Below are 12,864 nucleotides of genomic sequence, written 5' to 3'. Positions count from 1 at the left end.
ACGCATTATCTTGGGTGAACTACCCGGCAATCTCACTTACCTGATAAACTGAGTATGGCTTATTACAAATTAATTAATCCTTTAAAATCGGTGGGTATCCATATGAAAGTAGGAATTATTGGCGCAATGGAAGAAGAAGTCACACTGCTACGTGACAAAATTGAAAATCGCCAAACTTTATCTTGCGTAGGTTGTGAGATCTACACCGGCCAACTCAATGGTGTTGATGTCGCCTTACTGAAATCCGGTATCGGTAAAGTGTCTGCTGCAATGGGCACCACTCTCTTGTTAGAGCATTGCCAACCCGACATTGTTATCAATACCGGTTCTGCTGGTGGCCTGGCCTCTAGCCTGAAAGTCGGTGATATCGTGGTTTCAACCGAAGTTCGCTATCACGATGCTGATGTGACAGCTTTTGGTTACGAACCTGGCCAAATGGCCGGTTGCCCGGCAGCTTTCATTGCTGATCCCAAGTTGGTTGAATTGGCTGAAAGTTGCATCAAAGAATTGAAGTTAAACGCAGTACGCGGCCTGATTTGCAGCGGTGATGCTTTTATTAATGGTGCTGCTCCTTTGGCCCGCATTCGCGAAACCTTCCCGACCGTTGCAGCAGTTGAAATGGAAGCGGCGGCTATCGGCCATGTTTGCCACCTATTTGAGAAACCTTTTGTTGTCGTCCGTGCTATTTCTGATGTCGCCGATCAAGAATCTCATTTAAGTTTTGATGAATTCCTGACTGTCGCCGCTAAACAGTCAACGCTGATGATAGAAGCAATTTTAACCAAGCTAGCTAAATGCGGTTAATGGTGCGGTTTAATATTCTTTCCTGGGTTCGAGCGGCAATCATTCTGCCCCAAGCAGCGATGCTATTGTTGCTCGGCCTGTTGACCTTACCCACGCTGGCAGCAGAGCGGGTTATCAGTTTATCACCTAGCACAACAGAAATGGCCTATGCTGCTGGGCTTGGGGATAAACTGGTTGCAGTAAGTGCTTACTCTGACTACCCAGAAGCCGCTAAAAAACTCGAACATGTTGCTTCGTGGCAAGGGGTGAATGTCGAACGTATTCTGGCGTTAAAGCCGGATTTGATCCTCGCCTGGCGCGGAGGAAATCCACAACGTCCGCTAGATCAATTAGCCTCTTTTGGTATTCCGATCTTCTATTCTGATCCCGTTAATATTGATCAGATAGCGGATGATCTGGATAAACTGGCCCAATACAGCCCATATCCAGAGCAAGCACATCAGGCTGCGCAACAGCTACGTCAGGAAGTTAGCGAGTTACGCAGCCATAATGCGCGTAACCAACCATTGCGCACGTTCCTGCAATTTGGTACTCAACCACTGTTTACCAGTTCCGGACATACATTACAAAGTGAGGTTATTTCCCTTTGTGGTGGCGAAAATATTTTTGCTGGTAGTCGCGTTCCCTGGCCGCAGGTCAGCCGTGAACAAGTGATGATCCGCCAACCACAGGTGATCGTAGTCAGCGGTGATAAGTCTCAAGCAGATAACATCAGCGCTTTCTGGCGTCCCCAACTTGCAGTACCAATAATAACTCTTAATGAGGACTGGTTTAATCGCGCTGGCCCACGTATTCTGCTGGCCGCTAAACAGCTGTGCCAACAAATGGCCAGCCTTCCATCCTCAGTGGCGGAGTCACATTAATGCTGGTCTATTGGCTGGATATTTTAGGTACTGCGGTATTTGCAATCTCTGGTGTATTGCTGGCGGGGAAGTTACGTATGGACCCGTTTGGTGTGCTGGTATTGGGTGTAGTGACTGCCGTGGGTGGTGGCACAATTCGCGATATGGCCTTAGCTAATGGCCCTGTGTTTTGGGTGAAAGATCCCACAGATCTGGTTGTTGCGATGGTGACTTGTCTGGCTACTATTTTGCTGGTGCGGCAACCGCGACGAACCCCAAAATGGATCCTGCCCGTACTGGATGCTATTGGTCTGGCGGTATTCGTGGGTATCGGGGTCAATAAAGCCTTTGCTGCGGGTGCCAGCCCGCTAGTTGCTATCTGTATGGGGGTGATAACCGGCGTTGGAGGCGGGATTATTCGTGATGTTTTAGCTCGCGAGATCCCCATGATTCTACGGACTGAAATCTATGCCACTGCCTGCATCATTGGTGGAATTGTGCATGCTACAGCGTTCTATACTTTTGGTATGCCACTGCAACAAGCAATGATGCTGGGCATGGTGATAACCCTCGGTATCAGACTTGCCGCTATCCGTTGGCGCTTAAAACTACCCACATTTGAAATAGAGCATTAGTTGTAATTTTCAGTTTTTGATTGTCAGGTGTAGATTGTATTTTATACAATATGTTCCCTTGTTGGCTCTTACAGAGTCTACAAGGCCTGTAAATACCGATGAAATACGTTTTTAGTGCGAGTTAAATCTTCAAGTTTTTAAATAATTAGCCGATATCTAGCGTTATCGCTACCGACTCCGGTAGCGGCAGTTAAAAATGTAGTTATAAATTATGAAATATTTTTTGTTGATGTTTTGGCTGGTCTTTCTTGCCAGTCCGTCGCTAGCCCAGGGGCTAAGCGGCACAATAAATTTACAACTGACTATAGTGCCATCTTGTCAGGTACAATCGCCAAATCAAAACGAACACGTAGCAAATGACCCAAAAATGAATTCTCCAGAAATACAGTGTCATAGTGGAAATGGATTGATTAGAGAACCTAAAATCAGCCACTCTTTTATTGCATCAAATGGTACGCATGTTAGCAAAACCCGTGCCGACCAGATGGCGCAATTGATTACTGTAGAATGGTAATATTCAGATATAAAAAAAACCGCAGTTGTTAAAGCTGCGGTTTTTTTATCGAAAATCTAGCAGTGGCCTTATACCCGAACTCATTGCTGTTAAGGGTAAATTAGATGCTGAAAGAAGAACCGCATCCACAAGTACTCTTCGCATTCGGGTTAGTCACGATAAAGCGAGAGCCTTCCAGACCTTCGGTGTAATCTACTGCACCGCCAACCAGATATTGCAGGCTCATAGGATCAACGACCAGCTCGACACCTTGCTTCTCAATAGTCATATCGCCATCGTTGATTTGATCATCAAAAGTAAAGCCATACTGGAACCCGCTACATCCGCCACCGGTAATGTAAACCCGCAGTTTCAGATTTGGATTTTCCTCATCAGAAATCAGCAGTTTCACTTTTTTTGCCGCTGCCTCGGTAAACTGCAGGGGCAGTACTGTTTCATCGCTCATACTCATCACTCCCAACCGGTGTTCGAGGTGCAGGTTACTACAATGGCAGCCTGATCTGTGTATTGATTATCTAATACCCGAGTAATTCATTCAAGTATTGTGGCTTAATGTTATATATTATCTACCTGTTTGAGTGCTACTTTCAACCGCTGCTTGCTCTTCTGCTGCCTTTGCTGCCTGCTCTTGTCTTTGTAATGTGCGGGCCAAAATAGCTGAATACAAGGGCTGCCCTCCCATAAACTGCGCGATTAAAGTCGCCCCCAGACAAGTCACTATCATCGGTAAAATAAGCTGATAATTATCGGTCATTTCCAGTACCAATACGATCCCGGTCAATGGCGCACGCACCGAGGCGGCAAACAACGCTCCCATCCCAGCAATGGCAAAAGTACCAGCATCAATGCTGTACTGTGGGAAAAAGTGCGCACAAGACAAGCCAAAAGCGGTTCCCAGAATAGTTCCCAGAGCTAGCATCGGGGCGAATATCCCACCAGGGGCACCAGAACCAAAACACAGTAAAGTAGTAATCACTCTGGCAACAAAAATAAAGAGCAACATACCAATACTGAAATTGCCGGCGACTGCGATAGGAATTAATGCAAACCCGCCCCCCACGGCCTCGCCATGAATCAATGCAAGTAAGCCACACATCCCGCCCAGCAGGCCACCTATCAGTACCAACTTGCGCCAGTCACCACCGTGAAAACGCATAAACAGATCTTGTGTGCGAAATATTAGTGCATTGAACATCACTCCCACTGCACCGAAAATAATGCCTAGTAACAAATAGAGCCACAAGGTATTCAAAGAGACATCACTGAGTTTACCAACATCAATAATTGCACGTTCACCATTAAAATAGCGATAAACGATAGTTGAAGTAATAACCCCAACAAAGACAGCTTTAATTGAAACCAAGCTATAGCGGAACTGCGAGCGCATCTCTTCGATAACAAATAAAATCCCAGCTAGCGGAGCATTAAAAGCAGCTGATAGCCCCGCAGCGGCACCAGTCGCTAATAATGAGTGACGCGCTTCAGCGCTGCGTAGGCGGAAGATATCGACAACCATTCGCCCACTGTTGCCCCCCATTTGTACCATTGGCCCCTCTCGGCCTAATACCATGCCAGCACCGAGCGTACCAAGCCCACCAATGAACTTGACCGGGATGACGCGCCACCAGCGAACGGGTCGCATCTCTTCCATTGCTCCCTCTATTTCAGGTATTCCCGATCCTCCCGCCTCAGGAGCAAAACGGCGCACCAGAAAGTAGCCCACCATAGCCAACAGTGCCGACATAATAAAAGCCAGCGGCCAAACTAAAATCGCACTATCAGCAACTTTAGCCAAGGTTGCCAATCTCTCTTGCTGGATCCAATCAACGCCACGATCGAATGCCACACCTAATAAACCAGTAACTGCGCCGACGACAGCAGCCATGATCAGAATGACCAAAGGTGTTGTGTCACGATTAACCAATGCGTGGATAAAGCGACCACGCTTAACTTCAGAAATACTTTCAGCAGGTATATTTTGGGTTGAATCAGTCATAGTTAGTATGCTTGTCAGTTAAATAATAAGTAATACAAATCCGCTGTATGAGTCTAGCCTACACGCTGCTAGTGCGCCTGTTTAAACACCGATGAAATGATCTTGCACAGAAAAAGTTTTTTTCTTGAGTTTGCGGCACATCGCGCAAGCTATACGCAAAATATGCCCAATCATTTGATAACCGCTGCCAGTCCTTTAGAATAAGCAGCATTGTTATAACCAAGGCTAATACCAAGGTTAATGTCGCCAAATTCAGGAGCCAGTTTATGAGTAAATCCGAAAGTCTGTATGCCCAGGCTAAACAGTTGATCCCAGGCGGGGTTAACTCTCCGGTACGTGCATTCACTGGTGTAGGGGGAATTCCATTATTCATCGAACGTGCCGATGGCGCTTATCTGTTTGATGTAGATGGTAAAGCCTATATAGATTATGTTGGCTCTTGGGGGCCAATGGTCTTGGGGCACAATCATCCGGCAATTCGTCAGGCGGTGATTGAAGCCGTGGAGCGAGGTCTGAGCTTTGGTGCGCCGACAGAGATGGAAGTCAAAATGGCCGAGTTGGTCACCAATTTAGTCCCAACCATGGACATGGTGCGAATGGTCAATTCAGGAACTGAAGCAACGATGAGTGCCATTCGTCTGGCCCGAGGCTTCACTGGCCGCGATAAGATCATCAAATTTGAAGGCTGCTATCATGGCCATGCAGACTGTCTGCTAGTTAAAGCCGGTTCAGGCGCTCTGACACTGGGTCAACCTAACTCACCAGGAGTGCCTGCTGATTTTGCCAAGCATACCCTGACTTGCACTTATAACGATTTAGTTTCTGTACGTGAAGCCTTTGAACAGTATCCATCTGATATCGCCTGTATTATTGTCGAGCCTGTCGCCGGTAACATGAACTGCGTGCCACCATTGCCAGAGTTCCTGCCGGGTCTGCGCGCATTGTGTGACGAATTCGGTGCACTGTTAATTATTGATGAAGTGATGACCGGTTTTCGTGTCGCATTAGCGGGTGCGCAGGATTACTACAATGTGATTCCTGACCTGACCTGTCTGGGTAAAATAATTGGTGGTGGTATGCCAGTGGGTGCCTTTGGTGGCCGTCGCGATGTGATGGATGCTCTGGCACCAACTGGCCCGGTCTATCAAGCAGGAACCCTGTCTGGTAACCCAATTGCCATGGCTGCCGGTTTTGCCTGTCTGACTGAAGTTGCGCAGGTGGGTATTCATGAAACGCTGACTGAATTGACTGATTTACTGGCAGATGGCTTGCTAGATGCAGCTAAAGAAGAAAATATCCCACTGGTGGTTAACCACGTTGGCGGCATGTTCGGCTTATTCTTTACTGATGCCCCAACTGTGACTTGCTATCAAGATGTGATGCATTGCGACGTCGAGCGCTTCAAACGTTTCTTCCATTTAATGTTGGAAGAAGGTGTTTATTTGGCACCTTCAGCCTTTGAAGCTGGCTTTATGTCAGTGGCACACAGTAAAGACGATATCCAGAAAACAGTTGATGCTGCTCGTCGGTGCTTCGCTAAGCTTTAATATCAATATATTAGCCATCTCCCTATGCTGGGAGATGGTATTAATAAAATCTGGTTACCGCCCCTGTTTACGCAATAAATAAACAAAATAGGGTGCGCCAATGAATGTCGCCAATAAACCCGCAGGAATCTGATTAGGGAACAACAACATCCGGCCGCACCAATCGGCGAATACCATTAATAATCCCCCCAAGATAGCCGCAATAAATAGCTGTGGAATGGCACGGCGGAAGCCCAACATGCGGGCCATATGAGGTGCCATCAGTCCAACAAAACTTAATGGCCCAACCGTTAATGTAGCTGCCGCCGTCATGATCGCAGCCAATAGCAATATGGCTAATCTGCTGGGTGCCAGCGCCACACCTAATGCTCTTGCCGTCACACTACCCAATGGCAAAATCATTAACCAACGGCGGCACAGCGGTGTTAATGCAATTAGAACCAAAGCAATAACACCTGTACCAAGTGCTTGCGGGCCATCAACAGAATAAGTAGAGCCTGAAATCCATGCTAGCAAGCCGCGCATTCGTGGGTCGCCACTGGCGAGTAGCATGGTGATTACCGTAGTAAAAGCGGTGCTCAGCGCAATCCCGGCCAAGAGCATTCTCCCAGGGGAGAACCCGCCCCGCCCAGCCACAATCAGAATTAATAATAAAGTCGCGGCCGCGCCTAAACTTCCTGCGGGTAATAACCATGCCAACGCATTATCTGGCACGATAAACATCATGATCACCACACCAAAACATGCACCAGAGCTTATCCCCAGCACTTCGGGGCTAGCCATCGGGTTACCCGTCAGTTTTTGAATTAATGTTCCCGCGACCGCCAGCATCATACCGGCGGCCAATGCCGCTAATACCCGTGGCCAACGCCAGTGTAATAATGCCTGAATGTCATCACCGGCAATCCAATTCCAACCGTAGCTATCACGACCAAACATCAGTGCCACGGCCAATCCAGCGAGTAGGATCAGTAAACCACCACTGATCCATAAGCCCAAATGTTGCCGTTCAGCAGGAACGTTATCGCCAAAATCCATGCTGGGTGCCGTCGCACTGTGTAAGCGGGGCAACAACCATAGTAGTAGTGGTGCACCAATCAGCGCGGTTGCCGCCCCTGTGGGAATTTCTTGCCAAACCTGTGCCAACCAGATTAGCCCTTGATCCGTTACCCACAACAATAAAGCACCTAATACAGGTGCCAATATCAGGCGTTGCGATAAGCGGCGAGCACCGAGAATTTTTGCCAACAATGGGGCAAACAAGCCGATAAAGCCAATCACCCCAACAGCATTGACCAACATTGCGCTGAACAGGATTGCCAGCCCCAAAGCACACAATCGAGCCAGTGATAGCCCTAGCCCCAGATTACGAGCGACACCATCATCCAACCCGAGCAAGGTTAATGGGCGAATCAATAAAGCAGCCAAGACACCGGTTATCAGCAAGCGAGGCAGTAAAAACTGTACCGTGCTCCAATCTTGTTGATTCAGAGCACCGCTACTCCACAGGAACAAACCTTGCAGTTGGTCATAATTAAATAGCGCCAGCAGATTACTGACCGCGCTACAGTAAAGACCAAGTACCAGCCCCGCCAGTATCAGGGTGACCGGCGACATGCGTTTACCCCAGGCCACACCGAATACCAACACACCAATAAGGATGCCACCGGCCATCGCTGCCAACTGGTGGGTTAGTTCACCGCCGGGTAGCATCCATAACGTCGCGATAGTCAGGCCAAGCTGGGCTCCCGCAGCCACACCCAATGTGGCTGGTTCAGCCAGTGGGTTCCGCAAGACTTGCTGGAACAAAACCCCCACCAGCCCCAATCCAGCACCGGTTAACAATGCCACCGTCAGCCGAGGAAGTTGGCTGTAATGGAATAACATTTGGCGCACGTCATCGCTGTCAGGCTGCCATAGCGCGGCCCCCCAGAGCGGGGCTGGTAATACCTGACTAAAATTGTATAACGTCAACGCCACGGCAAAAATCAGCAGTAAGCTCAGTAAGCTGGCTGGCAGAAACCAACTTTTACGTAGGATCTTTGCCATCATGAGGGTTGACCCCATGCCGATTCTAATAACCGCACAAATCGCATGGCGGATAATGTCGCGCCATAGAACCACACCGCAGGCAGTATTTGTAATTGATTTTGACGCACGAATGACATGGATTGCCATAATGGTGTACTGGCAACTCGTTGTAACATTTCACTATTACCATGGACAAAGCACATTGCTCGCCCTGGTTTTACTGTCGCTAAACGTTCAATTCCCACCACTGCACTGCCCCAAATATTAGTCTCGCCCTGCCAGGCATTTTTAATATTCAATTCGTTTAATACATCCTGAAACAAGCTGCCTTGGCCGATGACCAATGCATGGCGAGTGTCCAATAGAGAAAACATCAGTAATGATGTGTTGCTGGTATCAAAAAGACGTTGCCGGGCAGCTTGCATAAATTGATTAAAATCATTGAGATGTTGTTCGGCAGCGGCCTCTAATCCAAGACGCTGGCCTAGTGCGCGCAATGAATTTTTACCGACAGCAAGGGGAGTGCTACCCTGTTGGCTGAAAGCAAAGCTCATTGAAGGGGCGATCGGATCGAGTTTTTCCGGTGAAGGGCCGAAACCTTCAGACATCAGAATCAGTGATGGAGCCATTTGCTGTAGCAATTCCAGATTAGGTTCTGTGCGCTGCCCGATATCAATGACACTGGCGGGTAATTCAGGTTCCTCAACCCATAAACGGTAATTATGAGTATCTGCCACACCATACGGAGTTACGCCCAAGGCCAGCAGTAACTCAACAGGCAACCATTCCAGAGCAACCACCCTGCGGCTATCAATCTTAGGGGGGTTCACTGCCCATCCGGGTAATGAATACAATAATGGCGATAAACCCAGCGCAGTGAGCAATCTGCGACGGGTAAGGTCTGGCGGCGTCAGATGAGCGTGTTTCATGGATAAATGCATTTTCATTAATACACGAAACTTACCGGCGCACCACCGGCCGGATGAGGCAATATTCCCATAGGAATACCGTAAATCTGCTCCAGAACAGCACCTTGCATCAGGCTGTCAGCAGGGCCTTGCGCGATCATCTCGCCACCACGTAACGCCACCAAATGGTCGCAATAGCGGGCCGCCATATTGATATCGTGTAATACCGCAATAACTGTCAGGCCGCGCTCGCGACTAAGCCGTTGAATCAGCCCCAGCACCTCAACCTGATGCGCGATATCGAGTGCCGAGGTCGGCTCGTCTAGCAACAGGCATCGGCTATTTTGCGCCACCATCATCGCCAGCCAGGCGCGTTGGCGTTCGCCGCCGGATAAGCTGTCGACCAACCGATTCGCCAGTGGTTTTAAATCCACCAGCGCTATCGCTTCTTCCACCTGTTCGCGGTCTGCCTGACGAAAACGCCCCAGCGCGCCATGCCATGGGTAACGGCCAATCGCGACCAGCTCGCGCACGGTCATCCCTTCAGCTGCCGGTAATTGCTGCGGCAAGTAAGCGACTTCGCGGGCAAAGGCTTTGTTGTCCCACAGGGATAATGGCACATCATTGAGCAACACCTTGCCACTGGAGGGAGGTTGATGGCGACCCAGCATTTTTAAAAGCGTCGATTTACCGGAACCATTATGACCAATCAGCCCACAAACCTTCCCTTGTGGAAATGTCAGTGACAAAGGTTGCAATAAGGTTCGGCCAGGAACCGAAAAGCTCAGCTCGTGAAGTGAGAATACGCTGGATTGGCTTGCCTGTTGGTCCAAGATGGTGTCCTGCGATTGAAAAAGTTAACGGGTATTGTTGTTATTGCAACCCGAACGTTATCGATAAATAACGAGAAGGTGAATCGAAACGATAATAATTATCAAAGCGAATAGTTTATGCGTAACCGACGATGAACTGCAAGTGCAATGCCAGCCGATTGACCCAGATGAAATGCAGAAGATAGGTACGAAGGGTGAAAGTGAAGAGAAATGAACAATTGGCACGATAACAGTAACCGTGCCAATTGTTTGGGCTTTATTGGCCGAACATATCTTTGATCCAACCCGCGACACCATCGCCATCAGGTTTGGCTTGTTCCGCAGGCTGAGCAGCCTGGCACAGCCCTTGTGGATTCTCTGTCCAGACCGGGATTGAGCGCATACCGCCCCCATCACCGCAGACAAAATTCCCCGCCGAATCAATATTCATCTGGCTAATCCCTTCCGGTGGCTGCAATACCAGCGGTAATGGAGTTTGATTCTCAAGATAGCGGCGATACAAGGTCAGTGCACCATTAGCACCGGTCAATTTGGCTGGGCCATTATTATCGCGCCCCACCCAGGCAATCGCCACTTCTTTGCCATCAATACCCGCAAACCAGCTATCTCGCAGGTCGTTGGTGGTACCGGTTTTGGCTGCCAGATTGTATTTAGAGAATTTCACTGACAATGAACGAGATGTTCCACGAGCTACCCCTTGTTGCATAGCGTACAGCGTCAGATAAGCGGCCTGTGCCGGAACCATGCGTTCCGCCTGCGGGAAGCTCTGATACAACACAGTGCCATCTTCGGCGATGACCGAGCGCACAGCAGATAACGGCGCACGATTCCCGCCGCTGGCGATAGTCTGATATTCCTGTGCGACTTCAACCGGCGTCAGGTCAATCGCCCCCAGCAACATCGCCGGAACTGGATGAATAACGTCTTTCGGAATGCCCAAACGTTGCAACATGACACTTATCTGATCCAGACCGACTGACATCCCCAGATTAACCGTCGGCACGTTTAGCGAGTTAGCTAAGGCATCGACCAACATCACCTGACCACGGAACTGGCGATCATAGTTTTTCGGTTGCCATGATGAACCGTTGGGTAATTTGATCGACAGCGGTTGGTCCGACAGCCAGGTATTGAGGCGGTATTTATCCGGTTCACTCAATGCAGTCAGATAGGTCGGTGGCTTGGCGAGTGAACCCACCAAACGGCGAGCTTGCATTGCGCGGTTAAAGCCAGCAAATTGCGGCTGCGCGCCGCCCACCATGGCACGAACTTCACCACTGAAGCGGTCAACAATCACCATCGCCGCTTCCAAATCATCCAAATGACGGGCCGCTTTCAATGCCGGGATCCCATCTTCGATGGCTTTTTCTGCTGCATCTTGTGAAACCGGATCTAGCGTGGTGAAGATTTTCACACCGGACAAATCATTGATCTTGTCGCCCAGTTTCTGCTGTAACTCCTGACGCACCATCTGCATAAAGGCCGGTTGCGGGGTGATTACTCCCCCTTTCGGCTGCACACCTAATGGACGGGCGCTGAGCATGGTGTACAACTCGGCATCAATCACCCCCTGGTTCTGTAACAGGCGCAGCACCAGATTACGGCGTTCGAGGGCCAGAGTCGGATTCCGCCACGGGTTATACAGCGATGCTCCTTTTACCATCCCCACCAGCATGGCTTGCTGATCGAGACTCAATTCATTCACCGGGCGACCAAAGTAGTACAGGCTCGCCAAGGGGAAACCGCGGATCTGATCACTGCCACTTTGGCCGAGATAGACTTCGTTCAGATACAGTTCCAGAATCCGGTCTTTGCTGTAACGGTAATCCACCAACAACGCCATATAGGCTTCGTTGAGCTTACGCCACAGTGAACGTTCATTGGTCAGAAATAGGTTTTTGACCAACTGCTGCGTTAACGTACTCCCCCCCTGAACGGCCTTACCGGCGGTCAGGTTGGCAACCACCGCACGGCCAATGGAATACGGGCTAATACCATCATGCTCATAGAAATGGCGATCTTCTGTCGCCAGCAAGGTATCGACCAGCAAATCAGGGAAACCGGCACGCGGTACAAACAGGCGCTGCTCACCATTTGGTGATTGCAGCATGGTGATCAATTTAGGATCAAGACGCAGGAAGCCGAAATCGCGCTGGCTATCCAGATTTTGGATCTGGGCCAATTGATCATTTTTAAACACCAAACGCGCACGAATTTGGCCTTCTTTCGCGTCTGGGAAATCAAACGGGCGGCGCAAGATATCAATGCTGTCACCCTGCACGGTAAACTCGCCTGGGCGAGTCATTCGAGTAACCTGACGATATTGCATCCCTTCCAGCAAATCGATCATCTCTTTTTTGCTGTAGGACATCCCCGGCTCAAGGCTCACCATGCGGCCATAGACAGCAGCAGGTAATTGCCAAACCTTGCCATCAATTCGGCTGCGGATTTGCGAATCCAGGTAAACCCCATAGATTGCCAATACCACGGCACCTACCAGGAACAGTTTGATAAATAACCCAAGCCAACGGCGTTTTTTGCGGGGCGGACGTGATGCTACCTTTCTTGGCATCGGTTCTTCCTCGTCATCATCATAGTCATCATCGTCGTGGTCTTCGTCATCTAAATAGTCTTCTTCATATTCATCTTCATCACGCCGCCGGCGCAATGGTCGTTTCGGTGTGGCTTTGGGTCGGGCTTTCTTGCCTTTGCGCCCTATCGGCTCGCGGTCATCCGCAGACATGTCTTTTTCTC

10 protein-coding genes are annotated in these 12,864 nt (G+C 49.4%); 4 read left to right on the top strand and 6 right to left on the bottom strand.

The features are described from left to right. Window positions 1-102: 102 nt before the first annotated feature. Genes mtnN through HU019_RS10250 form a run of 3 tightly spaced genes read left to right on the top strand, consistent with a single transcriptional unit; the run spans window position 103 to window position 2,281 of the window. Window positions 103-804: a 5'-methylthioadenosine/S-adenosylhomocysteine nucleosidase gene (mtnN, locus tag HU019_RS10260; protein ID WP_174848679.1), complete on the top strand. Its 702-nt coding sequence runs from the start codon at window positions 103-105 to the stop codon at window positions 802-804. Next, the gene (gene btuF, locus HU019_RS10255) at window positions 804-1,667 is read left to right on the top strand and encodes a vitamin B12 ABC transporter substrate-binding protein BtuF (RefSeq protein ID WP_174848756.1); all 864 of its coding nucleotides are present in this window, start codon (window positions 804-806) and stop codon (window positions 1,665-1,667) included. Before mtnN ends, btuF begins: the two co-directional genes overlap by 1 nt. Further along, entirely contained in the window at window positions 1,667-2,281 is a 615-nt protein-coding gene (locus HU019_RS10250) for a TRIC cation channel family protein (RefSeq protein WP_019211026.1), read from the top strand. The genes btuF and HU019_RS10250 overlap by 1 nt, the downstream gene beginning before the upstream one ends. Before the next feature lie 614 nt (window positions 2,282-2,895). Here HU019_RS10250 and erpA read toward each other — a convergent pair. Both erpA and clcA read right to left on the bottom strand, forming a co-directional pair. Then, window positions 2,896-3,240 (bottom strand): iron-sulfur cluster insertion protein ErpA, encoded by a 345-nt coding sequence (gene erpA / locus HU019_RS10245; RefSeq protein WP_004706254.1) that lies wholly within the window; start codon window positions 3,238-3,240, stop codon window positions 2,896-2,898. A gap of 117 nt (window positions 3,241-3,357) precedes the next feature. Then, a complete protein-coding gene (gene clcA, locus HU019_RS10240; RefSeq protein ID WP_174848682.1) occupies window positions 3,358-4,791 on the bottom strand; it encodes a H(+)/Cl(-) exchange transporter ClcA in 1,434 nt (477 codons plus the stop codon). A 266-nt stretch (window positions 4,792-5,057) separates the two neighbouring features. Between clcA and hemL the strand changes: the two genes are divergently transcribed. Further along, window positions 5,058-6,338, top strand: a complete 1,281-nt coding sequence (gene hemL / locus HU019_RS10235; RefSeq protein ID WP_174848683.1) for a glutamate-1-semialdehyde 2,1-aminomutase — start codon at window positions 5,058-5,060, stop codon at window positions 6,336-6,338. Window positions 6,339-6,392: 54 nt separating this feature from the next. Here the strand turns inward: hemL and fhuB are convergent, their stop codons facing one another. From fhuB to mrcB, 4 genes are all read right to left on the bottom strand, one after another. Next, window positions 6,393-8,390 (bottom strand): Fe(3+)-hydroxamate ABC transporter permease FhuB, encoded by a 1,998-nt coding sequence (gene fhuB / locus HU019_RS10230; protein WP_174848684.1) that lies wholly within the window; start codon window positions 8,388-8,390, stop codon window positions 6,393-6,395. Continuing rightward, window positions 8,387-9,316 carry a Fe(3+)-hydroxamate ABC transporter substrate-binding protein FhuD gene (gene fhuD / locus HU019_RS10225; RefSeq protein ID WP_174848685.1) on the bottom strand — a complete coding sequence of 310 codons (930 nt, stop codon included), beginning with the start codon at window positions 9,314-9,316 and terminating at the stop codon, window positions 8,387-8,389. Before fhuD ends, fhuB begins: the two co-directional genes overlap by 4 nt. Continuing rightward, window positions 9,316-10,110: a Fe3+-hydroxamate ABC transporter ATP-binding protein FhuC gene (fhuC, locus tag HU019_RS10220; RefSeq protein ID WP_174848686.1), complete on the bottom strand. Its 795-nt coding sequence runs from the start codon at window positions 10,108-10,110 to the stop codon at window positions 9,316-9,318. The genes fhuD and fhuC overlap by 1 nt, the downstream gene beginning before the upstream one ends. Before the next feature lie 256 nt (window positions 10,111-10,366). Further along, complete coding sequence (gene mrcB, locus HU019_RS10215; protein ID WP_174848687.1) at window positions 10,367-12,853, bottom strand: bifunctional glycosyl transferase/transpeptidase; 2,487 nt, start codon at window positions 12,851-12,853, stop codon at window positions 10,367-10,369. Between the last annotated feature and the right edge of the window lie 11 nt (window positions 12,854-12,864).

This window comes from Yersinia artesiana, from assembly GCF_902726545.1.
Classification (GTDB): Bacteria; Pseudomonadota; Gammaproteobacteria; order Enterobacterales; family Enterobacteriaceae; genus Yersinia; species Yersinia artesiana.
Note: the sequence above shows the minus strand (reverse complement) of the source record. Positions and strands in the feature narration are given on the sequence as shown.